22 protein-coding genes and 1 tRNA gene are annotated in these 23,792 nt (G+C 60.6%); 8 read left to right on the top strand and 15 right to left on the bottom strand.

From position 1 onward, the window contains the following. Positions 1–52: 52 nt before the first annotated feature. Positions 53–748 (bottom strand): carbonic anhydrase, encoded by a 696-nt coding sequence (locus AC0N03_RS04575; RefSeq protein ID WP_474287374.1) that lies wholly within the window; start codon positions 746–748, stop codon positions 53–55. A 106-nt stretch (positions 749–854) separates the two neighbouring features. On the opposite strand from AC0N03_RS04575, the gene AC0N03_RS04570 reads away from it, so the two are divergent. Then, the gene (locus AC0N03_RS04570; RefSeq protein ID WP_474287373.1) at positions 855–1,730 is read left to right on the top strand and encodes an HpcH/HpaI aldolase/citrate lyase family protein; all 876 of its coding nucleotides are present in this window, start codon (positions 855–857) and stop codon (positions 1,728–1,730) included. 2 nt (positions 1,731–1,732) lie between these two features. Here AC0N03_RS04570 and ppa read toward each other — a convergent pair whose 3' ends face one another. The 5 genes from ppa to AC0N03_RS04545 form a co-directional block, all read right to left on the bottom strand. Then, positions 1,733–2,263 (bottom strand): inorganic diphosphatase, encoded by a 531-nt coding sequence (ppa, locus tag AC0N03_RS04565; protein ID WP_474287371.1) that lies wholly within the window; start codon positions 2,261–2,263, stop codon positions 1,733–1,735. 127 nt (positions 2,264–2,390) lie between these two features. Next, a complete protein-coding gene (locus AC0N03_RS04560) occupies positions 2,391–2,903 on the bottom strand; it encodes an N-acetyltransferase family protein (protein WP_474287370.1) in 513 nt (170 codons plus the stop codon). Between the two features lie 52 nt (positions 2,904–2,955). Continuing rightward, entirely contained in the window at positions 2,956–3,708 is a 753-nt protein-coding gene (locus tag AC0N03_RS04555) for a sulfite exporter TauE/SafE family protein (protein ID WP_474287369.1), read from the bottom strand. A gap of 42 nt (positions 3,709–3,750) precedes the next feature. Next, positions 3,751–5,061 (bottom strand): DEAD/DEAH box helicase, encoded by a 1,311-nt coding sequence (locus tag AC0N03_RS04550; protein WP_474287368.1) that lies wholly within the window; start codon positions 5,059–5,061, stop codon positions 3,751–3,753. Between the two features lie 302 nt (positions 5,062–5,363). Beyond that, positions 5,364–5,438 (bottom strand) — tRNA-Gly (locus tag AC0N03_RS04545). Positions 5,439–5,588: 150 nt separating this feature from the next. Here AC0N03_RS04545 and AC0N03_RS04540 point away from each other — a divergent pair. The 4 genes from AC0N03_RS04540 (at position 5,589) to AC0N03_RS04525 (ending at position 7,958) form a co-directional block, all read left to right on the top strand. Further along, on the top strand, positions 5,589–6,107 hold the full coding sequence (locus tag AC0N03_RS04540) for a prolyl-tRNA synthetase associated domain-containing protein (RefSeq protein WP_474287366.1): 519 nt from the start codon (positions 5,589–5,591) through the stop codon (positions 6,105–6,107). 69 nt (positions 6,108–6,176) lie between these two features. Further along, positions 6,177–7,067, top strand: coding sequence for a thioredoxin (gene trxA, locus AC0N03_RS04535; protein ID WP_474287365.1), 891 nt, complete (start codon positions 6,177–6,179; stop codon positions 7,065–7,067). A gap of 25 nt (positions 7,068–7,092) precedes the next feature. Then, the gene (locus AC0N03_RS04530) at positions 7,093–7,743 is read left to right on the top strand and encodes an LON peptidase substrate-binding domain-containing protein (RefSeq protein ID WP_474287364.1); all 651 of its coding nucleotides are present in this window, start codon (positions 7,093–7,095) and stop codon (positions 7,741–7,743) included. Between the two features lie 11 nt (positions 7,744–7,754). After that, complete coding sequence (locus tag AC0N03_RS04525; protein ID WP_474287363.1) at positions 7,755–7,958, top strand: Trm112 family protein; 204 nt, start codon at positions 7,755–7,757, stop codon at positions 7,956–7,958. A gap of 42 nt (positions 7,959–8,000) precedes the next feature. Here AC0N03_RS04525 and AC0N03_RS04520 read toward each other — a convergent pair whose 3' ends face one another. Next, entirely contained in the window at positions 8,001–9,236 is a 1,236-nt protein-coding gene (locus tag AC0N03_RS04520) for an FAD-dependent monooxygenase (protein ID WP_474287361.1), read from the bottom strand. Positions 9,237–9,323: 87 nt separating this feature from the next. Between AC0N03_RS04520 and AC0N03_RS04515 the strand changes: the two genes are divergently transcribed. Both AC0N03_RS04515 and AC0N03_RS04510 read left to right on the top strand, forming a co-directional pair. Further along, positions 9,324–10,100, top strand: a complete 777-nt coding sequence (locus AC0N03_RS04515; RefSeq protein WP_474287360.1) for an SDR family NAD(P)-dependent oxidoreductase — start codon at positions 9,324–9,326, stop codon at positions 10,098–10,100. A gap of 10 nt (positions 10,101–10,110) precedes the next feature. Beyond that, the gene (locus tag AC0N03_RS04510) at positions 10,111–10,830 is read left to right on the top strand and encodes a glutamine amidotransferase (protein ID WP_474287359.1); all 720 of its coding nucleotides are present in this window, start codon (positions 10,111–10,113) and stop codon (positions 10,828–10,830) included. On the opposite strand, the gene AC0N03_RS04505 is transcribed toward AC0N03_RS04510, so the two are convergent. Then, positions 10,827–13,211 carry a DUF3772 domain-containing protein gene (locus tag AC0N03_RS04505; protein ID WP_474287358.1) on the bottom strand — a complete coding sequence of 795 codons (2,385 nt, stop codon included), beginning with the start codon at positions 13,209–13,211 and terminating at the stop codon, positions 10,827–10,829. The two genes, AC0N03_RS04510 and AC0N03_RS04505, sit on opposite strands and share 4 nt — an antisense overlap. Before the next feature lie 120 nt (positions 13,212–13,331). Between AC0N03_RS04505 and AC0N03_RS04500 the strand changes: the two genes are divergently transcribed. Next, a complete protein-coding gene (locus AC0N03_RS04500) occupies positions 13,332–14,954 on the top strand; it encodes an acyl-CoA synthetase (protein WP_474287357.1) in 1,623 nt (540 codons plus the stop codon). Here AC0N03_RS04500 and AC0N03_RS04495 read toward each other — a convergent pair. The 7 genes from AC0N03_RS04495 to AC0N03_RS04465 form a co-directional block, all read right to left on the bottom strand. Further along, positions 14,951–15,970 carry a proline racemase family protein gene (locus AC0N03_RS04495; protein ID WP_474287356.1) on the bottom strand — a complete coding sequence of 340 codons (1,020 nt, stop codon included), beginning with the start codon at positions 15,968–15,970 and terminating at the stop codon, positions 14,951–14,953. The genes AC0N03_RS04500 and AC0N03_RS04495 overlap by 4 nt on opposite strands. A gap of 2 nt (positions 15,971–15,972) precedes the next feature. After that, a complete protein-coding gene (locus AC0N03_RS04490) occupies positions 15,973–17,775 on the bottom strand; it encodes a long-chain-acyl-CoA synthetase (RefSeq protein ID WP_474287354.1) in 1,803 nt (600 codons plus the stop codon). 77 nt (positions 17,776–17,852) lie between these two features. Further along, positions 17,853–18,935 carry a CobW family GTP-binding protein gene (locus tag AC0N03_RS04485; RefSeq protein ID WP_474287353.1) on the bottom strand — a complete coding sequence of 361 codons (1,083 nt, stop codon included), beginning with the start codon at positions 18,933–18,935 and terminating at the stop codon, positions 17,853–17,855. Next, positions 18,932–19,819 carry an EamA family transporter gene (locus AC0N03_RS04480; RefSeq protein WP_474287352.1) on the bottom strand — a complete coding sequence of 296 codons (888 nt, stop codon included), beginning with the start codon at positions 19,817–19,819 and terminating at the stop codon, positions 18,932–18,934. The genes AC0N03_RS04485 and AC0N03_RS04480 overlap by 4 nt, the downstream gene beginning before the upstream one ends. A 4-nt stretch (positions 19,820–19,823) precedes the next feature. Beyond that, complete coding sequence (locus tag AC0N03_RS04475) at positions 19,824–21,095, bottom strand: D-alanyl-D-alanine carboxypeptidase family protein (RefSeq protein ID WP_474287351.1); 1,272 nt, start codon at positions 21,093–21,095, stop codon at positions 19,824–19,826. A gap of 259 nt (positions 21,096–21,354) precedes the next feature. Then, on the bottom strand, positions 21,355–22,206 hold the full coding sequence (locus tag AC0N03_RS04470) for an RNA polymerase factor sigma-32 (RefSeq protein ID WP_474287350.1): 852 nt from the start codon (positions 22,204–22,206) through the stop codon (positions 21,355–21,357). Between the two features lie 71 nt (positions 22,207–22,277). Further along, positions 22,278–23,759, bottom strand: coding sequence for a M48 family metalloprotease (locus AC0N03_RS04465; RefSeq protein ID WP_474287349.1), 1,482 nt, complete (start codon positions 23,757–23,759; stop codon positions 22,278–22,280). Positions 23,760–23,792 lie beyond the last annotated feature (33 nt).

Here is a 23,792-nt window from a genome sequence, read left to right as displayed (position 1 = left end):
CGGGCCTGCCTGAATAGAAAAACCCCGCTTCACAGGCGGGGTTTTTATTTTGTCAGAACCGCGGATTGGCCAGTGCTCTGGCGTGCTCATCCGCCGCAACGGGCGAGAATTTACCGGTTTCGGGGTCAAGAACCCGCAGTCGCCCGGTCATGACGTCAAAGTAAGCTCCGTGCAGATGCAACCGTCCGCGCTCGTTCAGGGTGCGCACGCATGGGAAGGTGAGAAGATTTTCGAGCGTCTGGCGCACGGACGCCTCGCCGAGGCGCTCCACATATTCCTCCATCGCCTCGCCGTCGCGCATCGGCATGGCCTTGGCGGTGGAACTGATCAGAGTCATCCATTTGCCGATGAAATCGCCCGGCGACAGCGGCCGCTGATAGGGATCGAGGTCGCTTTCCACATAGGCTTTCACGCCGCCGCATTTGCCGTGGCCCATGACCACGATATGCTCGACGCGCAGACCCATGACGGCGAATTCCAATGCAGCCGATGTGCCGTGATAATCATCGTTCGGGGCATAGGGCGGCATGATGTTGGCGACATTGCGCACCACGAACAGTTCGCCGGGATGCACATCGAAGATGACTTCCGGCGAAACACGTGAATCGCAGCAGCCGACGAGCATGATGCGCGGCTTTTGTCCACTTTCGGCCAGTTCGCGGAAACGCTGCTGCTCCCGGGAAAAGCTGGAGCCGAGAAATGACTGATATCCCTCGATAAGACGTTGCGGGAAGGTTTGCTCGGTCATCAACCTCTCCTTTCTGATTAGCCGGATCAGCTTGCGCCAAAGGACCTATGGTGCTGCACTGCAAAAGTGATTAAGTTGCAATCCGGTTTGAGGCAAGGAGTAAATGATGGTTCATCGTCCCCGCCGCTCGGCTCTTTATATGCCCGGCTCCAATGCGCGCGCGCTAGAAAAAGCCCGTACGCTTGACGCGGATGTCGTGATTCTCGATCTGGAGGATGCTGTTGCGCCGGATTCAAAGGAATTGGCCCGGGCGCAGGTCTGTGCGGCGGTGAAGGCTGGCGGCTTTGGGCGGCGCGAGGTGGTCGTGCGCATCAACGCCCTGTCCGGACCATGGGGAGCCGCTGATCTTGCCGCTGCAGCGCAATGCGGCGCAGCGGCCATTCTCGTGCCCAAGGTTTCCATACCGGGCGATGTCATGGTCTGCGCCCGCCTGCTGCGCGAACAGGGCGCGCCGGAAAGTCTGCGGCTATGGGCCATGATGGAGACACCGCTCGCGATGCTCAATGCCGGCGCCATTGCTGCCGTGGCACAGGATCCGCAATCTCGCCTCAGTGTTTTTGTGCTTGGCACCAATGATCTTGCCAAAGAAACCCGGGCCAGGCTGATGCCGGGCCGGGCGCCGATGCTGCCCTGGCTGCAGACTGTGCTGGCCGCAGCCCGGGCACATGGGCTTGATGTGCTTGATGGCGTCTTCAATGATCTAGCGGACGAAGCCGGCTATTTAGCCGAATGCGAACAGGGCCGCGATCTCGGCATGGATGGAAAAACCCTGATTCATCCCAATCAGATCGGCCCGTGCAACGCGGTTTTTGCACCTTCGCCGGAAGACGTGGCGCGCGCGCGCGACATCATCTCGGTGTTCGACCTGCCGGAAAACGCCAGCAAGGGCGCTGTTCAGCTCAACGGGCGGATGGTTGAACGGCTGCATGCGGATATGGCCCAGCGGGTACTTTCCATTGCCGAGGCCATTTCCGCAGCCTGATCTCAGGGCTTTTTGGCGCGCGCCATGCCTTCCAGCACCAGCTTCTGGGCATAGGCCGCGTCGCGCCAGCCTTTGAGCTTCACCCATTTGTTGGGCTCGAGATCCTTGTAATGCTCGAAGAAATGTTCGATCTGCTTGAGGGTGATTTCCGGCAGGTCGGTGTAGTTGTTGACGTTTTCATAGCGTCTGGTCAGCTTGCTGGAGGGTACGGCCACCAGCTTTTCGTCGCCGCCCGATTCATCTTCCATCAGCAGCACGCCGACGATACGGCAACTCATCACCGCGCCCGGCACGATGGCGCGCGTGTTGGCGATGATCACGTCGCAGGGGTCGCCGTCATCCGACAGTGTGTGCGGGATAAAGCCATAATTGCCGGGATAGCGCATGGACGTGTAGAGAAAGCGGTCGACGACCAGCGCGCCGGATTCCTTGTCCATTTCATATTTGATCGGCTCGCCGCCGATCGGCACTTCAATCACGACATTGACTTCTTGCGGCGCATTCTTGCCGATCGACAGTGCATTGAGGTTCATTACCAGCTCCGGGGATGATCAGATGCGAGATGAGTAGCGACCGTTATTGATTCATGCAACCCCAACAAGGGACTAAGACGGTTGCCTTGAGGCAGGAATCGCATTTTGGCTGGTTGAGAAGCAGGTTTCAGGGCGGATTGAATGCAAAGGCAAGGCGCAGACGACGTTCGCCAGCGAACATTTCATGAGCTTTCTGGACAATCTGTCCGCCCATGTGGAGATAGAAGCCGATAGCGCGCTCGTTGTCGGCGAGGGCCCAGACAATAAAATTATCCAGCCCGTTGTCGGCAAGGTCGCGCCGGGTCATTTCGAAAAGGCGGCGCCCAAAACCGAGCCCCTGAAATTCGGGCGCGAGATAAAGCTCGAAGATTTCTCCCGTGAACGGCGTTCCGCCAAGCCGGTTGCGGCCATATGAGGCGTAACCGCAGATGGTTTCGTCAAAATCCAAAACACTGATACGGGAGCCCTGCGCGATGGCGGAATACCACCAGTTGGGTCCGCGCCGCGCCAGCATTTTTTCAAGTTCGCGGCCCGGAATTATGCCCGAGTAAGCCTCCCGCCAGGCCGCATCATGTACGGTGGCGATATCTTCCGCGTCCTTGAGCCGGGCGCGCCGGATGATGGTAACGGAGGCGACCATAACAGAATGGTAGTTCGGTCCTGCCACTTTTTGCAAGTGCTCTTTTGCAGCCTCAGCCCAAAAGAAATTTGACCGTCAGCGCCGCGCCGGCAACGATCACGAAAATGCGGATGATATATTGTGGAATGAGGCGGGCCAATACGACGCCGTAATATCCGGCAATGCTGGACGAAACCATGATCACCAGCGCGCTTTTCCACAGCGTGATGCCCCAGATGATGAACAGAACCACCGAAAACAGCTGCACGAAACCGGCCCAGACATTTTTCGCCGCATTGATGAAGTGATAGTCGTCCGGCTCGGAAAGCGACAGCGAGGCCAGCATCATCACGCCCATGCCCGCGCCGAAATAGCCGCCATAGATGGAGACAACAGCCTCCAGAATGCGCGAGACAAGCCCCATGTGATGGGCGCCCTTGGTCATATTATGGCTGAAATGCCGAATCTGCGGCGAAAAGGCAAACAGAAGCGTGGCCAGACCAAGAAAATAAGGCACCAAGGCCTTGAAGGCGCTGGCTGGCGTCATGACAAGAAGCAGCGCGCCTGCCGCTCCGCCTATCGATCCGGCCACACCGAGCAGGGCATAGCGGCGCCAGTTCTGCCGCACTTCCGGCAGATAACCGGCCACGCTGGCGATATTGGCGGGAGAAAGGCCGACGGCGCTGGTCGCGTTGGCGACCAGCGGCGGGACTCCGGTGAAAACCAGTGCCGCGAAGGTGAAAAATGTGCCCCCGCCGGCTATGGCGTTGAGAGTGCCGGCCAGTGCTCCCGCAACGGCCAGCAGGCAAAAGTCAAACAGCGACATCAGATTTCGTCCGGCTCCAGATCATATTGTCATTGCGCCAATCTAGCGGCTGGAATGACGATGACCAGAGGCTTTCGTCTTCTGTGTACGGTCGAGCGGCTTCTGGTCGCGCGGTTGCTGCTGTCTCGGGCGCTGGTCCGGCCGTTTGGCATGGCCGCTCGGGCGGCCCGGCTTGTGCGCGGGCTTGGGCGAGGCATCAGCGGGCGCCGATGCGGCGGCGGACGGCCCCAGCGGATTTTCCACCACGGGGACGCTCTGTCGTGTCAGGCGCTCGATATCACGCAGATAGGCGCGCTCGTCGCGGCTGCAGAAGGAAATGGCCTGGCCATCGGCGCCAGCGCGCGCCGTGCGGCCGATGCGGTGGACATAGGATTCAGGCACATTCGGCAGATCGAAGTTGACGATATGCGTCACGCCGTCGATATCGATGCCGCGCGCGGCAATATCCGTAGCCACGAGCAGGCGCGACTGGCCGTTGCGAAAGGCCAGCAGCGCGCGTTCCCGCTGATTTTGCGATTTATTGCCGTGAATGGCGTCGGCCGGGTGGCCGGCGGCATTGAGATTGCGCACGATGCGGTCGGCGCCGTGCTTGGTGCGGCTGAAGACGAGCGTGCGCGGCATGTCTATCGCGCCCAGCAGATGATGCAGAAGCGTCTGCTTATGGCCCTGCTCGCAGAATATCACGCTCTGGTCGATGCGCTCCACTGTCGAGGAGACGGGTGTCACCGTGACGCGGGCCGGGTCTTTCAGCAACTGGCCTGAAAGATCGGCCATTTCGCGCGGCATTGTGGCCGAGAAGAACAGGTTCTGGCGCTGCTTGGGCAGGTGGGTGAGCAATTTGCGGATATCATGGATGAAGCCCATGTCGAGCATCTGGTCGGCTTCGTCGAGCACGAAGATCTCAACCTCGCTCAGGTTGACAGCGCGCTGATTGACCAGATCAAGCAGGCGTCCGGGCGTCGCGACGACGATATCGACGCCGTTCTGCATCTGGCGGATCTGGCGGCCGATCGGCATTCCGCCGAAGATCACGGCAGCCGTCAGCGGCAGGTGGCGGCCATAGGTGCGGAAGCTGGCCTCGATCTGGCTAGCCAGTTCGCGCGTCGGCGAGAGAATCAGGGCGCGGCAGGCCTTTGGCCCGGCACGGCGCGGTTTGACGCTCATGTGATTGAGGATGGGCAGAGCAAAGGCGGCAGTCTTGCCGGTGCCGGTCTGGGCCAGACCGAGGAGGTCGCGGCCCTTGAGTATTTCCGGAATGGCCTGTGCCTGGATGGGGGTGGGCGTGGTGTAGGATTCTCCGGCCAGAGCCTTGAGGATGGGGGCTATCAGGCCGATCGTATCAAAATTTTTCAAAATATTCTCTTCTTGTGAGCGTGCATGGACAAGGACGCGCCAAAACCATCCCCGATCCAAGAATCTGTCCGGATTCTCGGTCAGTGACGAATTCTGCGTGAGGAAACGTCGTGAGGGCGTGCAACGCATGCGGGCTGGCAGAAACCTTCGTTTCCGTCACGCGGCCCGGACCGCCTTTATAAGGCACGCTTGGCTATGAGCCGTTTAACCGATGATGTCAATGATTTGCTGCGCGGCAAATGAAATAATCCTCACGCCCGCCGGAGGCGGCGTTAAGGGATGCGGCATTTTCATCTGAAAATTGGAGCGGGCGAAGGGGCTCGAACCCTCGACCCCGACCTTGGCAAGGTCGTGCTCTACCACTGAGCTACACCCGCATCCGGCTGCCTGACGGCAACTGCGCAGCTATATGCCGCAACTCCTCGCAGATTGCAACAGTTCGAAATGATTTTTATAAAGTTTTTGTTGCGGGGCCTGAGGCCTTACCGCTAAAGCATCAGAAAATAACGTATTTTCAAGGGGCTCCCATGCCGGCCAACACACAGGATCTTTTCAAATTCCTCGATGAATTGCACATCGTCCATGAGACAATCGCGCACGAGCCGCTCTTCACTGTGGAGGATTCCCGCGCCGTTCACGCGGCCATGCCGGGCGGACACAGCAAAAACCTGCTGGTCAAGGACAAGAAAAGCCGGATTTTTCTGCTGGTTGCCGATGCCGATGCGCGCATCAACCTCAAGACGATCCATGAAAAGATCGGCGCTTCCGGCCGCGTGTCCTTTTGCAGTGCCGAAGTGATGAATGAGCTTCTTGGCGTCCAGCCGGGATCGGTGACGCCATTTGGCGTGATCAATGATAAGGATCATCAGGTGACGCTGGTGCTTGAAGCCAGCATGATGCAGCACGAGCGGCTCAATTTCCATCCGCTCGTCAATACGATGACGACGGGGATTGCCCGCGCCGATCTTGTCAGATTTGCCCGCGCAACCGGACATGAGCCGATGATTCTGGCTTTTGCCGATGCAGAAATTACCGCCGAGGCTTGAGATTTCGGTGGTGCCGTTCCATCTTAAAGAAGAGAGGCGCTGCCAAAGCGCCGGTGTGAAAGGTATGAAATGACGGATTTTCCCGCTCCGGCCAATGGTCATGTCAAAGCCACGACAACAGCCGCCTTTCGTGCTGATGTTCTGACCGAGTCGATGAAGCAGCCTGTCCTGGTTGATTTCTGGGCGCCATGGTGTGGCCCGTGCAAGCAGCTGACGCCTGTTCTGGAGCGCGTTGTCCAGGCTGCCGGCGGCAAGGTCAAGCTGGTGACCATGAATATCGACGAGCATCCGCAGATTGCCGGACAGCTTGGCGTGCAGTCCATTCCGGCGGTATTTGCGTTTCAGAAGGGCCAGCCGGTGGATGGTTTCATGGGCGCCCTGCCGGAAAGTCAGGTCAGGGCGTTCATCGAACGTCTAGTCGGCCCGCTCTCCGCCGATGTCGATGCGCTGCTGGCAGAGGCTGATGCTGCGCTGGCGTCCGGCGATCTGGCACAGGCTGGCGAAAAATACAGCGGCGTATTGGTCGAGGACGAAGCCAATATCAAGGCGCTGGGCGGTCTTGCGCGTACCTATATCGCCATGGGCGAGCCTGAACAGGCAGCCAATGTGCTCAAGCTTGTACCTGCGGGGAAGGAGAACGATCCCCTGATCACGGCTGTCAAAGCGGCACTTGATCTGGCGGCCAAAGCTGCTGAACTTGGCGACCTTGCCGGTTTGGAGCGGGAAATTGCCGCCAATCCGGACAATTATCAGGCGCGGTTCGATCTGGCGCTTGGCCTGAACGCGCTGGGGCGCCGTGACGAGGCCGTGGATCATCTCCTCCATATCATCCGGCGCGACCGCAGCTGGAACGAGGATGGCGCGCGCAAGCAGCTGATCCAGTTCTTCGAGAGCTGGGGTCCCATGGATCCCGCTTCGGTCGCCGGGCGGCGCAAGCTTTCCGTGGTTCTTTTTTCCTGAGCATGTTGGAAGCTGGGGTTCACTCATGATCAACGTTCCATATCAGGGCCCGCAGGATCTGCCGGATGTGATCCCCTTGTTTCCGCTGGGGGGAGCCTTGCTTCTGCCGCGCGGACAATTGCCGCTGAATGTCTTTGAACCACGCTACATGACCATGGTCGACGACGTGCTGCGCTCGCATCGTCTGATCGGCATGATCCAGCCGCAGGATGACGAGGGTGGTTCGGGTCTTTATGAAACAGGATGTGTGGGGCGTATAACCCAGCTTCAGGAAACGGGCGATGGCCGCTACAATCTGACGCTCACGGGCGTGGCCCGGTTTCAGTTGCGCGAGGAAATGGCGGCTTTGACACCCTATCGTCAGGGCCGTGTGGATTATACCTCGTTCTCGGGCGATTTTCAGGAGGCGGATGACACTCTTGTCGATCGCGACGGTGTTTTGCGTGCGTTGCGGCAGTTTGCCAAAGCCAATCGTCTGCGTATCGACTGGAAGGACATCAACGAGGCGCCGAACGAAGCGCTGGTCAATGCGCTGGCGATGATGAGCCCTTTCGGCATCAAGGAAAAGCAGGCCCTGCTTGAGGCCGGAGATCTGAAAACCCGCGCCGATGTGCTGATCGCCATTACGGAAATGGATCTGGCACGCGGCACGACACCGCATTCGACAATGCAATGACAGATCCGGCAATGACAGACCTGCCCCCCACCACGCCGGAGACGGGCATTGATCCCCGCCTGCTGGAAATTCTGGTCTGTCCGCTGAGCGGCGATGTCCTGAAATATGATCCGGTGCGTCAGGAGCTTGTTTCGCCGCGGGCGCGCCTCGCTTATCCCATCCGCGACGGCATCCCGATCATGATTCCCGCCGAGGCCCGCGTTCTTGAGGGCTAGGACGGCGGGACTCTGATGTTTCGCGTCTCATGACGCCTTGCGTCAAAGCGGTTCCCCGCGCAGCAACGCCGGCACATCGCCGGTCAGGCCCGCGGCCTGACTGATGAATGCGCGCTTCAGTCTGGGCATCCGGTTGACAAGCCCGAGACCCAGATCCCGTATGAGGCGCACCGGCAGGATATCATTGGAAAACAGGCGGTAGATCAGGTCGCAGGCCGTGCCCATCCGCACTGCATCGAAGCGCCGCGCCTGTTGATAGGCGGCCAGAATATCGGCACTGCCGGGATCAAGACCGAGCCGCATTCTGGCGACTATCAGTTCGGCAAGGCAGGCCACATCCCTGAGGCCGAGATTGAGACCCTGTCCGGCAATGGGGTGGATGACATGGGCGGCATCGCCGACAAGAGCAAGGCGCGGCGCAATGAACGATCTGGCCCATTGCAGATTGAGCGGGAAAGCCTTTGGCCGTTCCGCCAGCCTGAGTGCGCCAAAGCGCAGCGTGAACCTGCGCTCGAGTTCGGCCATGAAATCTTCTGCATCCAGTGCGAGGAGCGCGCGCGCATGGGCACGCCGGTCGCTCCAGACAATGGAGGCTCGGTTGCCGGTCAGCGGCAGGATGGCAAAGGGTCCGTCGGGCAGGAAATGCTCTTCTGCGCGGCCTTCATGCGGGCGTTCGAGCGCGATGGTGGCGACAATGCCCGTCTGGTCGTAGCTGTGACGGGTCACAGGGATGCGGGCGAACTCGCGCAGGCGTGAGGCGGCGCCATCGGCCGCGATAAGAAGCCGGGCGCTGATCACCCCGCTCTCCGTTTCAATTTCGATGAATTCCGGCTTAGCGGTGAATTGCCGCAATTTCTGCGCGACCAGAATCACGCCTTCCTCCCGGCAACGGGCGAGCAGCGCGTCCCGCAATTCGTCGTTGCGGATCATGCAGGCGAAGGGCTCATCCCCCTGTGGCGCGTCAAACTGCAGGAAAACCGGGCGCACCGGATCATCAAGGCGCGAATCGGTGCAGACCATCTGCAAGATGGGCTGTACATCCGTCAGAAGCGGCCAGACATGCAGCGCTTCCATCATTCTGCGAGGGCCTGCCGCCAGCGCGGATGCGCGTCCCGTGTCGTCGTGAGCTGCCTGATTCAGGCGCGGATCGAATATCCGGACATCGACCGCCGGTCCCAGCGCGCTCTTGACGGCGAGGGCAAGAGTCAATCCGGCAATGCCCGCGCCGCCAATAGCTATATCGCAGGTGGAAGAGACGGATTCGCGCCGATTTTGCATGTGACCTCGGAAATTGTTTCATATGATCTGTGCCATCATATTTGACCGGCTGCAACGAGGCGCTGCGCCGCAGACAGGAATTTGACCATGCAGAAACGCGTTGCCCTGATCACCGGCGCATCCGGCGGCATCGGTGCCGATATAGCGCGGGTGCTGGCAAAATCGGGCTATCATCTGGTGCTCGTGGCGCGCCGCCGCAATGCACTTGAGGGGCTTGCCCGCGAACTTGCCTTCACACCGGTGCTGGTGATCGCCGTCGATCTGGCGCAGGCGGGTGCGGCCGCGGAAATACGGGCGCAGGTAGCGGCATCGGGGCTGAAGATCGATCTGCTGGTGAACAATGCCGGTTTTGGCCTGCTTGGCTCGGCCGCCCGCCTCGACCGTGACGAGCAACTGGAGATGATCGATGTCAATATCCGTGCGCTGACCGACCTGACGCTGATATTTCTTCCTGATCTTATCGAAAAACGGGGTGAGATCTTGAATGTTGCCTCTGTTGCCGCCTTCGTGCCCGGCCCCGGCATGGCGGTTTATTATGCCAGCAAGGCCTTTGTCCTGTCCTTTTCCGAAGGGCTCGCGCATGAACTGCGCCACCAGAATGTGCGCGTCTGTGTGCTCTGTCCCGGGCCTGTCCATACCGAATTTCAGGCACGGGCCGGATTTTCTGCAGCGTTACCAAAAATTTACCATAATTTGACATCCTTTGACGTTGCCAGCCAGGCTGTCCGCGGCTTGCGCAGCGGCCGTCTTCTGGTCATTCCCGGTTTCGTCAACCGGCAGGCCGTGAGACTGGTGCGGTTCCTGCCCCGCCAATGGAGCGCGAGGCTGGTTGGCCGGCTGCAGTCAGGCCGATTGAAGGGATAGGGTGGTTTTCATGGCGGCGCCGATACTCGTTGTTGTGCATCAGGAAAATTCCAGCGCCGGACGGCTGGGACGGCTGCTTGCGGGCATGGGTCACTGTCTGGACATGCGTTGCCCGCGTTTTGGCGATCCGCTGCCGCAAAGTCTCGCGCATCATGCCGGCGCCATTATTTTCGGCGGGCCGATGAGCGTGAACGACCGCGACGAATATCTGCGCCGGGAGATCGACTGGATCGGCGTGCCGCTGCGCGAAAACAAGCCCTTTCTCGGCATCTGTCTTGGGGCGCAGATGCTGGCACGCCATCTGGGCGAGCGCGTCGGCCCGCACAAGGATAATGCGGTGGAGGCCGGATATTATCCCATCTATTCGACAGAAGCGGGCGAGGAACTGGCGCGCGATTGCGGCGCGGCTTTGCCGGATCATGTTTATCACTGGCATGGCGAGGGCTTCAGCGTGCCGCAGGGCGCGAGTCTGCTGGCGCGCGGCGATGAATTTCCCAATCAGGCTTTTCAATATGGCGCAAAGGCGTTCGGGCTGCAGTTTCACCCGGAAGTCACCTATGCCATGATGTGCCGGTGGGTGGTGATGGGCGGTGCGCGGCTTTCAAGCCCGCTGGCCAAGCCGGCCCAGCAGCATCTCGCCGATTGGTTTGTGCATGACGCTGCTGTGGCGCGCTGGAGCCGGGCTTTTCTTGCACATTGGCTCGGCGCGCCCGCCGGGGCCGGGGCCTAAGATTTTTCGCGGGGGCGAAGGGCGATGGCCAATTCCTCCAGCCCGCGGATCGTGACATCGCGCTGTGCAAAAGGTATGGCGATGCCGGCCTCCCGCATCCGGTTGAATATGGTGTAGTGCAGGTCGCTCTTGACCAGAGCCGCGGTCAGCACGTCGTCGACGAAGCAGATCAGCTGGAAATGCAGCGCCGAATCGCCAAATCTGGCAAACATCACCAGCGGCACCGGAATGGCCAGCACCATGTCGTGATCCTTGGCGCAGGAAATGAGCAGCGCGCGGACCTGTTCCGGATCGCAGTCATAGGGTGCGTTTACATCGATGGTGATGCGCCCCACCCTGTCGGTGCGCACCCAGTTCTTGACGACACCTGAAACAATATTGGAATTGGGCATGATGACCGTGGCGCGGTCGAAGGTTTCAATTTCGGTTGACCGGACATTGATGCGCCGGACGAAGCCCTGTTCCTCGCCCACGACGATCCAGTCGCCGACGCGGATGGCCCGCTCCCACAGCAGAATGAGGCCGGAGACGAAATTGCTGACGATGGATTGCAGGCCGAAACCGATACCCACAGACAAGGCACCGGCAACAATGGCAAATTTGTCGAAGCTGAGCCCGATATGCGAGAGCGCAACAGCGGCGGCTATGGTCACCCCCACATAGCCGAGGCTGGTGCGGATGGAATTGCGCAGGCCGATGTCGAGTTGGGTGTGAGGCAGGAATTTGGCATCCAGCCAGCGCTGCACGGCGCGCGTGGCCACAAAGCCGATCAGAAACAGCAGGATGGCGACAATAATGGTGGAAAGCGAAATATTGACGTCGCCCACCTTGAAGCCGAAGAAGGCGGCGCGAAGATAGCCTACCATGTCGTCCGACTGGATGCCCCAGGGCGCCAGCACCAGCATTCCGGCTGTGGCCATGACCGTGACGCGCAGCAATCCGGCCAGAAGGATGGCGATCTGGTCAAGGCTGTCGCGGCGGATGCCGACACTGGCAATGATCGACCGGCTGACGCGCGATTCGGATTGTGCCGCCGCGCTTATGCCTTCATCGATCAGCGCAAGAATCAGATAGAGCATGCTGCCGATACCGCTGATCCAGACGACCTGATCGATCAGAAAAGCAGCGAAGGCGACATAGCCGACAACAACCGCCAGAAGGACGGTTGCAATCATCGTCCATGCCAGAAGCCGCAGCAGGCCGTAATAGTCGCGGTCCGGACCGGCTGTTCCGTTTTTCTCGTTGAGTTCGTTGCCCTGCGGCGCGATGCTGCGCAGCGTCGCGGCCATGGACAGGGTTACGGCCACCGCGCCGCAGGCGCGCGTCGCCACCGAAAGCGGCAGGGTTGCGGCAATCACGTCGTTTATGGCCTCCAGCATCTTGGCACTGGAAACGATGGCCGCCACAATGGCGGCAAGCTGGGCAATGCGCAGGCTGTTGGCGCTGGACAGATCCAGCAGCCGCCAGTTCGGCCGTTTGGGCGCAAGCAGCGCCCGCGCCATGGCGAAGGTGATGGCGATGCGCGTCACGCCTTCATACAGGCTACGGCTGATCGGCATGATCCGGGGAGTCAGCAATTCATAAACGTCAAAAATCAGCAGAAGCCCGCTCACCAGCCCTATCGGCACGGCCGCGGTGACAATGGCGATGCCCAGCGCGGCTGTCACTTTTCGCAGGCGGGAGGGATTGGTCGCATCAGCATCCCGGTTGACCACATGCGCCGCCACCCGCATCAGTGGCCGGTATATCACAATGGCCGCTATGATCAGCGCAGCCAGAAAAATCAGTTCTATGAAGGAGAGCCGCCCGAGTGCGGTGCTGGCCCAGTCCGAACTCACTGTCTTGAAAGCGACAATGTCCAGCGGCAATTCCTTGGCCACGCGCAGCCACAGGTTGGGGCTTAATATGCTGGAATTGCGCGCCAGCAGCGCATAGGTGAACAGATTGTGACGCCGCACCCCGATCTGGGCTTTAAGCTGCTCGGCCTGCACCTCGAGCAAGCGGCTCTTGCGCACGGTTTCGTCGATCTGGTTGAACAGCTTTTCCTGATCGTTGCGTTCAGCGGTGACGCCGGGGCTTTCGGGCGGGTCTTTCTCGCCGGGCTTGGGCCCCAGCTGGTCGAGCCGGGATTTTATGGCAGCCAGTTTCGGGGTCAGTTCCTCGATAACGCTTTGTATCTTGGCGGCGGGCGCGTCAATCTGGGTGCGCAGATTGGCAAGCTCGGTGTCGGAGAGATCCTTGCGTTGCAGGCTTGCCTCGATCTGCTCGATGGCGAGGCGTGCGGTATCGATACGGTTCTGGACGGGGTCGGGCGCGGTCTGGGCAAAGACGCTGGCCGAAATCATGCAAAGTATCAGGCCAATGCAAATTTTCAGTCTCATCCCGTGGCGTCCTCGTAGCTGATTCGCGGCTTTAGTGTTGAGCATCACATTGGGGTTGCAATAGGGCGCGCGATGCACCATGACCTCATAGTGGCAATAGATGGTCAGAATGAGATTTTTATGCTCCGGACTCAATCGGATTTTATCAAACTGCGCGAGCAATTTGTCTGGCAGATCCCGAAATTTTACAATATCGCCGTCGATAGCTGCGATTCCTGGGCCGAAACGGAGCCGGAGCGTCCGGCCATCATCGAGGTGGATGCTGCTGGCGCGGTGAAAGTTCATAGCTATTTTGAACTCAGAGCCCGGTCCAATCGTCTTGCGGCAGCGCTGCGCCGCCGCAATCTGCGGCAGGGCGAGCGGGTGGCGATTCTGCTGCCGCAGACGCAGGCGGCGGCGGTCGCGCATTTCGCCATTTATAAGCTTGGCGCCATTGCCGTGCCGCTGGCCTCCGTTTTTGGTGTTGACGCGCTGGAATTCCGGCTGGCGGATGCCGGCGTGCGGGCCGTCATCACGCATGCGTCGGGCGCCGCGAAGCTGCGGCAACTGCGGGCGCGCCTTCCCGAACTGGAAATTATCATTTCAACGGATGGGCCCGATCATGCCGCCGGTGTGGAAGGTCTCGACGAGATCATGGCCACCGAGAGCGATTCTTTTTCGCCGGTGCGGACTCTGGCCGATGATCCGGCCCTGATGATCTACACATCCGGAACCACGGGCCAGCCCAAGGGCGCACTGCACGGGCACCGGGTCCTGCTCGGCCATTTGCCGGGCTTTCAGGTGAGCCATGAGGGCTTTCCGCAAAAGAACGATCTGATGTGGACCCCGGCAGACTGGGCCTGGGCCGGCGGCCTGCTCAATGCGCTGCTGCCCTCGCTGCATTTTGGCGTGACTGTCGTTGCCCGCAAATTCGATAAGTTCGACCCGGAAGAGGCTTTTGCGCTGATGGAGCGCCTTGGCGTGCGCAACGCCTTCATTCCGCCAACCGCAGTGCGGATGATGCGGGCCGTCGAGCGCCCCCGCGAGAAATATGATTTGTCTTTGCGCAGCATCGGCTCAGCCGGAGAAAGCCTCGGCGCCGAGCCGCTCATCTGGGGGCGCGAGGCGCTTGGGCTCACCATCAATGAATTTTACGGCCAGACCGAATGCAATTATGTGCTCGGTTCCTGCGGCGCCATGGGCATCGTCAGGCCGGGCGCAATCGGCAAGGCCCTGCCGGGGCATGATGTGGCCGTCATCCGCTTGGATGGTTCGCTCTGCGCGCCGGACGAACCCGGCATCATAGCTATCCGGCGGCCGGACCCGGTGATGTTCCTCGGCTATTGGCGGCAGGAGCAGGCCACACGCGCCAAATTCATCGGCGACTGGCTGGTGACTGGCGATCAGGGCCGGCAGGATGCGGACGGCTATGTGCGGTTTTTCGGCCGTGACGACGACGTGATCACTTCTGCCGGTTATCGTATCGGCCCCGGCGAGATCGAGGATTGCCTGATGCGCCATCCGGGCGTGCTCATGGCCGCGGTTGTCGGCAAGCCTGATGCATTGCGCACCGAGATCGTCAAGGCATTCTGCATTCTGCGCGACGGATTCACCCCGTCGCCAGAGCTGGCGGAGGATATTCGCGCCTTCGTGCGCGAGCGCCTGTCCGCGCATGAATATCCGCGCGAGATCAGCTTTGTGGATAGTCTGCCGCTGACCACCAGCGGTAAGGTCATCCGCCGTCTTTTGCGCGAACAGGCCTAGATATTGATCAGGAAGCCGTGTTTGAGCGGATCCTGCTCCTCAACGATAAACTGCGCCGTGCCGCTGTAGAAGGCGCGCCCTTCCACCCGCACATGCACGGCGGGAATCCCGTGAAAATCAGCCTGCCGGGTAATCGTGCCGGTGAAGCCCTCGCCTGTCGGACCAAATATGACGCGTGGTTCGCCGGTCTTTATGCGGCCTTTGAACATATCCAGAGCCATGCGGGCCGTGACGCCGGAACCTGTGGGCGAGCGGTCGATCTGCGTTTCGCCGAACAGGCAGAGATTGCGTGAAGGCTCGTGCGGGGCCGCGTCATCGGTGAGGATGACACCATAAAGGAACGAGAGATCGGGATCGGTGGGATGGGTCGGCGTGCAGGCGGCGCGCGCCGCCGCAAAGACCGCCTGCGCGGCCTTCACCAACACGGGCAGTTCCATTTCAAAACTCAGGCCAAGCTGCGCCGCCGGCAAAATGGCATAATAGGCGCCGCCGAAGGCGATATCACAGGTGATCTTGCCAAAGCCTGCCACGAAAAGCTCCAGATCGGCCTTATCAATAAAGGCTGCGACGCTCTCGAACGCCGTATGGGTGACAATCCCGTTGCTGAGCGTCGCATCCACCCGCACAAGTCCGCACGGCAGTTCAAGGCCGAATTGGGCGCTTTTGCCGTCATGTTGGACGAGGCCCTCGTCGATTGCCCAGCGTCCGATGGCGATGGTGGCGTGGCCGCACATGGTCGAATAGCCCGATGCATGGCAGAAAAGCGCCGCGACATCCGCGCCGGGCAGGCTCGGTCTCACCGGAATAACGCCATACATGCCGGCATGTCCGCGCGGCTCATGCATCAGCATGGTGCGCAGATAATCATAGCGCTGCGCCGCCTGCCGCCGTTTGTCGAGAATGGTGGCGCCCTCCAGTTCCGGGTAGCCGGAGCCGAATATCCGCACCGGCTCGCCCGCCGTATGCATGTCGGTGACGCTGATGAGCGGATCAGGACGACGGATGGCATGTGTCATGGTCAAAGCCTGTATTCGCCGGCGCAGATGCGCGCATGAATCTCGCCGGTCAGGGGGATGAAGGTCTTTTGCGCGCCATTGCTGACATAAAGCCTGTCGGCGATCATGGCCGGATCGAAGCCTTCCCTGACCAGTTCGACCTTGCGTTGCTTGAACGTGCCTGTGACCTCGACCTGGCCTGCAAGGCGGATGAACAGCGGCCGGGCATAATCGGGCAGGCTCCGGGCCAGATAGGCGTGGAAGGCGGCTGGATCGAAGGCTGAGTCATCCTGCGTGACCAGCAGAGCCATGCCGGCGCGCCCGTCCATGCCCGGCACGCTGACGCCATAGACATTGGCTTCGCGGATGCCGGGAAAGCTGGTTATGGCTTCCGCCACCTCGGAGGTGGCGACATTCTCGCCTTTCCAGCGATAGGTGTCGCCGATGCGGTCGATGAAATAGAAATAGCCATGCTTGTCCTGTTTCATCAGATCGCCGGAGCGGAACCAGGCATCGCCGGGCCTGAAGACATTGCGCAGGATCTTCTTGTCTGAGGCCGCCGAGTCGGCATAGCCCTCGAAGCGGGCCGCAGGCTTATCCGGATCATTGAGTATCTGGCCGATAATCTCGCCGACCTCTCCCGGCGCGCATTCGATGCAGAAGCCGGCGGCATCGCGCAGCGGCTGCTCGCGCTCCACATCGAAACGAACGATCTTGATGATGAATTTGCGTTTCAGCCAGGCCGGAATACGCCCTACCGCGCCCGGCTTCGAATCAAAATTGAATAGAACGACATTGCCTTCCGTCGCGGCATAGAATTCGCGGATTTCGGATATTGCGAAGCGGTTGCGGAAGGGCATCCACACATCCGGACGCAGGCCATTGCCATAGCACAGCCGGACATTATGGGCTTTGTCCTGCGGGCCGGGCGGAGTGTTGAGCAGATAGCGGCACAATTCGCCGATATAACAGAAAAGCGTGCATTTTTGACGGGCGATATCGGCCCAGAAGTCACGGGCCGAGAATTTCTCGCGGATGACGCAGCTGCCGCCCATGGTGAGTACGGCGCCGGGCGCGGTAATGCCGCCAACGGTGTGATAAAGCGGCAGGCAGTCATACATGCGGTCGCTGGCGCGCGCGCCGATGATGGCGGCATAGCCATGCATGGCCAGCAGCAGCCGGTAATGATTGATATTGGCCGCCTTGGGCAGGCCGGTGGTGCCGGACGTGTAGATATAGAGACATTTGTCGTTGATGTTCAGCGGCACGCGCTCGCCGGGGGCAAGATTTTCGGCCGAATGAGCGGCTAAAGCTGTCTCTATCCGCGGGTAGCCCTCTGCTTCTCCATGGACAAGAATGCGCACGTCCGGCTCCAGCAGCGCACGGGCGCTTTCAAGCTGGGGCAGCAGTTCCGCCGCGACAATCACGATCCGCGCTCTGACCGTATTGATGCAATGGGCGAGGGAATGCCCGACGAGATTGGTGTTGAGCAGGGCTGTTACGCCGCCGATCTTCGCCAGTCCGAGCCAGATGGAGAGATATTCCGGCCGGTTGGGCATCAGCAGGGCAACGACATCGCCCTTTTGCAGGTCTTGCGCGCGGCCCCAGCGGGCGTAGAGATTGGCGCGGGCATTCCAGTCGCGGTAGGTGAAGGACTCGCGTTCGCTGATCAGCGCCAGACGCTCGCCATAGGTTTGCGCCAGCTCTTCGGCCAGTTCGCGGATCGTGTGGTTAGGGTGCCTGACAATGGGTCTGGTGCGGCGCAACGCACCCGAAAAGCCGCGCAGATAGGCCCATTCGCTTGAAATTCTCGACAGAAGCGACAAGTGGCGGCCTCATGTTTGGATCAAACTCACTTCGTCGCCATCATAGCGCGACCGGAGCGGTTTCAAAATAGCTTGCATCAGGCCAGAAGGCCGCCGCTTTCCGGATTGAGCGGATTTCTGTGCAGGGCCTCGGCATCCGGCCTGTCGGTTGCCGGCTGGTCGTTGAAGGCCGCCCAGATCGCGGCGATGGTTTCCTCGGCGATATTTTGCACGATAAAGACGATGCGCGTGCGCCGGTCGGCATCCGGCCATTGCGCCAGACGCACCGGCGGATGAAAAATATGCTGGACGCCATGAATGACCACCGGCGCATCCGGATTGTCCGTCAGGCGGATGATGCCCTTGACGCGCAGCAGATTCGGCCCGTGCAGGGCTCGTAGCAATTCGAGGAAAATGTCGAGCCGGGCCGGATCAATGGCTTTCTCCGAAGTGAGGCAGAAGGCGCGGATCTCCGCATTATGGCGGTTGACGTCATGGTGGTGGTGATGCGGGTGCATCAGCTTTTCGGCATTGAGCCAGCGCCGCACATCGGGAATTTTCCGGTCCGGATCAAAGAGGCCGGCGCCGAACAGGTGGGACGGCGTTGCTTCGCCTCTGGCGGCGTCAAGCCGCGGCGCGGCGGGGTTGAGCGCTTCGAGTTCGGCGATAAGTTCGGGGCTGGCGGGGCCGATGTCGGTCTTGGTGAGGACGATGCGGTCGGCGACGGCAAGCTGCTTGCGGGCTTCCTTCTGCTGGCGCAGCGTTTCCAGTCCATTGGCGGCATCGATCACGGTCACCACCGAATCAAGCCGGAAATTGAGCATGAGAAGCGGATGGCTCATGATGGTGTGGAGGATGGGCGCGGGATCGGCGAGGCCGGTCGTCTCCAGAATGATGCGCTCCAGATCTGGCAATTCGCCAGACCGGCGGCGTTCGACCAGATTTTCCAGCGTATCGGCCAGATCGCCGCGGATGGTGCAGCACAGGCAGCCGGAGGAGAGCAGCATCATGTCGCCGCTCAGATTTTCGACGAACAGATGATCGAGCGGCACTTCGCCGAATTCGTTGATGATGACGAGCGTGCGGCTGAGGTTTTCGTCGGCCAGCAGGCGGTTGAGCAGCGTGGTCTTGCCCGCGCCGAGAAAGCCAGTGAGGAGAATGAGCGGGAGAGGCTGTGTCATGCGGGGCGCCGTGCCGGAGTCAGAATCGAGAGTATTATGCCGCACAGAACCATCAGGCCGCCCAGATATTGGGTCAGGCTGAGGATCTCATTCAGCAGCCAGCCGGAAAAGAGCGTGGAGATGATCGGCTCGAGGCAGAAGATCAGCCCGGCGGCGGTTGCGCCGAGCCGTGGCATCCCGACAAACTGAAAGACGATACCGATGGCTGCGCCCAGCGTTGCGGCACCCAGCGGCCAGAGCGCGGCCTCAAAATGCAGCAAAGGCGCGGGTCCGCCCAGCACGAGCGATGTTCCGATGGCGAAAGGCAGCATGATCACCTGAATCCAGAAAATCATCTTGAGGCCGCCGCCCGCCGGCGCGCGCGCGCCGAGAAAGAACTGGCTGGCTGCGGCAAGGCTTGCCGAACCCGCCAGCGCAAGGCCGCGCCAGTCGAGATTGGAGAAATTGGGGCCCACCGCCATGGCGATTCCGCTGAAGGTCAGCGCGCAGGCAAACCAGAGCAGAGGGCTAAGGCGCACATTTTCGATGAAGGGGCTGGCCAGAAGAATGACGAGCGGAAATGTATAGAACACCATTGCCGCCAGCCCGACAGGAATGAAGGCAATCGACGAGAGATAGGCGATGCTCACCAGCGCCGACACGAGGCCGAGCGCCAGAAGCCGGTTCCAGTCCTCGCGCTGCACCCGCACGGGAATTTTGCGATAGTGCAGATAAGAGCCAGCGAGAACAAGCGTGAACAGAACACGCACGGCAACCACGTCCGGCCCCGGCAGTCCAAGCCGCCCTGCAAGCCCCGCAAACGGCACATTCAGGCCAAAACAGACCGCCGCCGCCACAATCATGGCGACGCCTTCCGATTTACGGGCGGGAACAGCGATGGTCATTGGTTCACGAATGCGTCGGCAATTTGTGAACGGGCTTGCGGATTATCTTGACAGCCTTTTTGCCGGCCGTGGCATGCGCCGTTCTGGTCTGTACGGGCCGAGCCTTCGGTTCCGGCGCAGCGCCCGTCAGGCGCAGCGGCTTGGCGGCCGGATCGACGTGCAGCGGCGAATCGGAAACCGCGTCGGGGGCCGGTGGCGCATAGGCTGATGCCGTACTTGGTAAGGGCTTAATGGCGGGGTTTTCGGCAGACAGCACCTCGCCCGTCCAGCCTTGCGGCGGACCCAGATAGACCGAAACAGGCGTGAAGACGGGTTTCGGCAGCGACATGATTTCACTGGGCAGCGGATTTCCCGAACCTGCCTGTCCCTGCGCAACCGCTATCGGTGTGTCCATATCCTCGGTTTCCGCCGCGAGAATGGCATTTTTCGAACGCCGGGAGCAGGCAACGCCATGCATATCCGGCGGAGTGCCCGCAAGATCGGGAATCTGGCCGACCAGACTCTGGCTGTTGCCCTCATTGGCGAAACCGGCGTTGAACAGGCGCGCGGCCTTTTGCGTGCGTAATTTGGCAGTGGGCGAGCCCAGCACGACAGTGATCAGCTTATGGCCGTTCTGAGTTGCAGTGGCAACCACATTGAATCCGGATGCGCAGGTGAAGCCGGTTTTCATGCCATCCGCACCCGGATAGCGCCCCAGCAGGCCGTTATGGGTGGGAATCACTTTGCCGTCGAGATCCATCGCGCCGATGTCATAGAGATAGGAATATTGCGGAAAATCATGCAGCAGCGCCCGCGCCAGAATCGCGAGATCGCGCGCCGAGGAATAATGTTCCGGGTTTTGCAGGCCATTCGGATTGACGAAATGCGTGCTTCTGAGGTCGAGGCGCGCCGCCTGGCGGTTCATCTCGACGGCGAAATTGCCGACTGAACCCGAAATTGCCTCGGCAACGACCACGGCAATGTCATTGGCTGACTTGACCATGAGCATTTTCAGCGCATTTCCGAGTGTAAGTTCCGTGCCTGGTGCGAAACCCATTTTCGAGGGCGGCATCCGGCTGGCATAGGCCGAAACTTTCATCGGCGTGTCGAGGGTGAGATAACCATCGCGCACGGCGCTCAGCGCCACATAAACCGTCATTAGTTTTGTCAGCGAGGCGGGGTACCAGGGCTGTCCGGCTTCCTCGCTGGAGAGCACGGCCCCGGTATCGGCGTCGATCACGATGGAAGGCGTCGCCAGAGCGGCGGAACTCCAGAGCGCGGCTCCAAGCCCAACCATGCCAAGCCATCCGAATCGAAGACCAGTTTTCAATTTACTCATCCGTCTGCTGTGTCAGAACAAGGCCTGCGCCCGGCTGTTTCCAGCCTGCACCTTTCTTCTTTTACACTGTCTTTGGCAAGACGGCAAAACTAAGTCGCAATTTCACCCGGCGCAGATAAATATCAGCGCGGAGTTTGTAGGCTCCGGCCAGCGCGCCAAGCGCCCGGCAGGCGGGGAAAGGCAGCCTCCGCGCTGTTTCAGCCCGGACGGAAAGTGCCTAATTGGCGTGTCCGCCCGGATTGAGCGCCATGCGCAATTTTTCGACGGCGCGGTTCTCGATCTGCCTCACGCGTTCCTTGGAAATGCCGAGCTGCTCGCCCAGCACTTCCAGCGTCGGCGCCTCGTCGCGCAAACGGCGCTGCTTGAGAATGGTGAGTTCGCGCGGGTTGAGCTGCTTCAGCGCTTCATAAAGCGCCTTGTGGCGGCGGGCGGCGTCCATTGATTCGCCCAGCACTTCATCCTGCAGAGGCGCCTGATCGACAATGAAATCACCGCGCTCGCTGGCGCCGTCCTCGTCCGAGACCGGAGCGTTGAGCGAGATGTCCGAACCCGAGAGGCGGGCGTTCATCGATTCGACTTCGCGCGCTGGCACATGCAGCGCCGCGGCGATGGTGGCAAAAACCGAGCGCGCCTTTTCAGGCTCTGTCTGTTCTAGCTTGGCGCGAAGCCGGCGCAGGTTGAAAAACAAGGCCTTCTGGCTTGAGCTTGTGCCCGAGCGCACGATCGACCAGTTTTTCAGGATGAAATCCTGAATCGATGCACGGATCCACCAGGATGCATAGGTTGAAAACCGGACATCGCGCGACGGCTCGAAACGCATGGCCGCTTCCATCAGGCCGATATGTGCTTCCTGTACGAGATCGGCCATGGAGAGGCCGTAATTGCGGTAGCGCGCCGCCAGAGCGATAGCGAGACGGCTATGCGCGGCGGTCATCTGATGCAGGGCGTCCTTGTCCTGACTGGTTTTCCAGCGCATCGCAAGATCACGCTCGTCCTCACGCGCCAGATAGGGCGCATTCATTGCATTTTTGACGAAATGGCGGTCGAGATCGGATAATTGTGCTTTCATGGCGGCACCTCGCCATGGTTTACGCCGAAACGGTTTTATCGGATCAATACGCCTTTAGACTCATGCGATCACTATTCCGTGATGATCTTGTAGCTGGCGCCGGGTGTCAGCTGATTGATGTCATAAAGCCCGTTGAGCAGGCGAAAATGCTCTTCAGGCTTTTCGACGCCGGTCATTCTGGCGGTCATGCTGGCGAAATTGTCGCCCTGCGCCGCTTTGACGATGGTGATTTTCAGCGGCCGCACGGCGGCGGCTTCCTGCGGGGTTATGCGGCGGAAGCTGTTCATCGACGCGCTGAAGCGCTGATCCGTGTCGTTATCCAGTTTTCTGGTGGCGAAGATCAGGCGATAGACGTCGGTGTCAAACCGGATCACCGCCAGTTTGAACGTCCATCCGCTGTCCTGTGCCGTGGCGAAGACGGCGGGCAGGCCGTTGATGCGCCCCGAGGTGACGGACGCATCGTTGAGACCATCTACCCAGCCCGAGCGGACATAGGCTTCGAGACTTGTGCCGTCCGGCACCTGAATTGAGTCAAGGCGCAGCGAATCGGTGCCGCTGGCGCTCATGCCCAGAAGGGCCTGCGACGAATTCTCCAATATGAAGCCCGAAGGCGCCGAGAAGCTGAAATTCAGCTTGGGATGGATGAAACGGTTGTTGCGGATCACGCCTTCCGAAGGATCGTCGCCCCAGATGATCCCGTTGATGGCCGCGAGATAGGCGTCGCGTCCATCCTCGCCCGTGCCGGGCGGGCCGAACTGACGCGCCGTGGCGATAGCCTCGCGGATGCGCTCCGGCGTGGAAGGATGCGTGGACAATATATCGGGCCGGGCGACGGTGGCCGTCTGCCCGATCAGCGATGCGCGCAGGCTGGCCGAATGGCCGAGCGCCGTCAGGAAGCGTACCGCGCCATAGGGATCATAACCGGCCTTCGCCATGTTGTTGATGCCCATCCGGTCGGCCTCGAATTCCTGCGCACGGGAGAAGCTGGCCAGCGACAGGCGGCGGCTGGCCTGAACTTCCTGTCCCTTTTCGGGATTCTGGATAACGGCGGCGGCGCGGCTGACCAGCGCCGAATCCTTTTCAAGTTCGGCGCGCTGTGCGGCATGATGGGCGGTGACATGGGCAATTTCATGCGCCATGACCGCAGCCACTTCCGATGTGTCATTGGCCAGCGCCAGCAGGCCGCGCGTGATGTAAATGCGGCCGGACGGCAGGGCGAAGGCATTGACAACCGGCGAATTGAGCAGCGTCAGCTTGTAGGGCTCGGTCTTGACATCGCTGGCGTTGGCCAGCCGGTACAGCACGTCATTGAGCAGCCGTTCCGTCGGAGCGTATGAATATTCCCCGCCATACAGGGTTACGAGACGGCGGTGCTCCTGCTGCTCGGGAGTTTCAAAGCCGGTGGTGACCGGCGTGTTGCCGGGCAGCTGCACCGGTTTTGGCATCTTGCTGGCAGGGTTCATGCTGGCGCAGCCCGCCAGAATCAACGGCAGCACAAAAGCCAGGGCGCGCCATTGCCCCTGCCCGGATCGAAACAGAACTCTGTAGGCCATGCTTGATTTAATCATTGAACCCTGTGCGTCTTG

This window comes from Methylocystis sp. sgz306128 (genome assembly GCF_056032725.1).
The sequence above is the reverse complement of the archived record's forward strand: the minus strand, read 5'-3'. Positions and strand labels throughout refer to the sequence as shown.

What these genes read in the sequence shown, in the direction of transcription:
- AC0N03_RS04465 (WP_474287349.1), bottom strand. Translation starts at nt 23,759, where the DNA reads ATGGCCTACAGAGTTCTGTTTCGATCCGGGCAGGGGCAATGGCGCGCC.
- AC0N03_RS04530 (WP_474287364.1), top strand. Translation starts at nt 7,093, where the DNA reads ATGATCAACGTTCCATATCAGGGCCCGCAGGATCTGCCGGATGTGATC.
- AC0N03_RS04555 (WP_474287369.1), bottom strand. Translation starts at nt 3,708, where the DNA reads ATGTCGCTGTTTGACTTTTGCCTGCTGGCCGTTGCGGGAGCACTGGCC.
- AC0N03_RS04480 (WP_474287352.1), bottom strand. Translation starts at nt 19,819, where the DNA reads ATGACCATCGCTGTTCCCGCCCGTAAATCGGAAGGCGTCGCCATGATT.
- AC0N03_RS04575 (WP_474287374.1), bottom strand. Translation starts at nt 748, where the DNA reads ATGACCGAGCAAACCTTCCCGCAACGTCTTATCGAGGGATATCAGTCA.
- AC0N03_RS04520 (WP_474287361.1), bottom strand. Translation starts at nt 9,236, where the DNA reads ATGCAAAATCGGCGCGAATCCGTCTCTTCCACCTGCGATATAGCTATT.
- AC0N03_RS04540 (WP_474287366.1), top strand. Translation starts at nt 5,589, where the DNA reads ATGCCGGCCAACACACAGGATCTTTTCAAATTCCTCGATGAATTGCAC.
- AC0N03_RS04525 (WP_474287363.1), top strand. Translation starts at nt 7,755, where the DNA reads ATGACAGACCTGCCCCCCACCACGCCGGAGACGGGCATTGATCCCCGC.
- AC0N03_RS04515 (WP_474287360.1), top strand. Translation starts at nt 9,324, where the DNA reads ATGCAGAAACGCGTTGCCCTGATCACCGGCGCATCCGGCGGCATCGGT.
- AC0N03_RS04560 (WP_474287370.1), bottom strand. Translation starts at nt 2,903, where the DNA reads ATGGTCGCCTCCGTTACCATCATCCGGCGCGCCCGGCTCAAGGACGCG.
- AC0N03_RS04495 (WP_474287356.1), bottom strand. Translation starts at nt 15,970, where the DNA reads ATGACACATGCCATCCGTCGTCCTGATCCGCTCATCAGCGTCACCGAC.
- AC0N03_RS04570 (WP_474287373.1), top strand. Translation starts at nt 855, where the DNA reads ATGGTTCATCGTCCCCGCCGCTCGGCTCTTTATATGCCCGGCTCCAAT.
- AC0N03_RS04475 (WP_474287351.1), bottom strand. Translation starts at nt 21,095, where the DNA reads ATGGTTGGGCTTGGAGCCGCGCTCTGGAGTTCCGCCGCTCTGGCGACG.
- trxA (WP_474287365.1), top strand. Translation starts at nt 6,177, where the DNA reads ATGACGGATTTTCCCGCTCCGGCCAATGGTCATGTCAAAGCCACGACA.
- AC0N03_RS04470 (WP_474287350.1), bottom strand. Translation starts at nt 22,206, where the DNA reads ATGAAAGCACAATTATCCGATCTCGACCGCCATTTCGTCAAAAATGCA.
- AC0N03_RS04510 (WP_474287359.1), top strand. Translation starts at nt 10,111, where the DNA reads ATGGCGGCGCCGATACTCGTTGTTGTGCATCAGGAAAATTCCAGCGCC.
- AC0N03_RS04505 (WP_474287358.1), bottom strand. Translation starts at nt 13,211, where the DNA reads ATGAGACTGAAAATTTGCATTGGCCTGATACTTTGCATGATTTCGGCC.
- AC0N03_RS04485 (WP_474287353.1), bottom strand. Translation starts at nt 18,935, where the DNA reads ATGACACAGCCTCTCCCGCTCATTCTCCTCACTGGCTTTCTCGGCGCG.
- AC0N03_RS04500 (WP_474287357.1), top strand. Translation starts at nt 13,332, where the DNA reads ATGCTCCGGACTCAATCGGATTTTATCAAACTGCGCGAGCAATTTGTC.
- ppa (WP_474287371.1), bottom strand. Translation starts at nt 2,263, where the DNA reads ATGAACCTCAATGCACTGTCGATCGGCAAGAATGCGCCGCAAGAAGTC.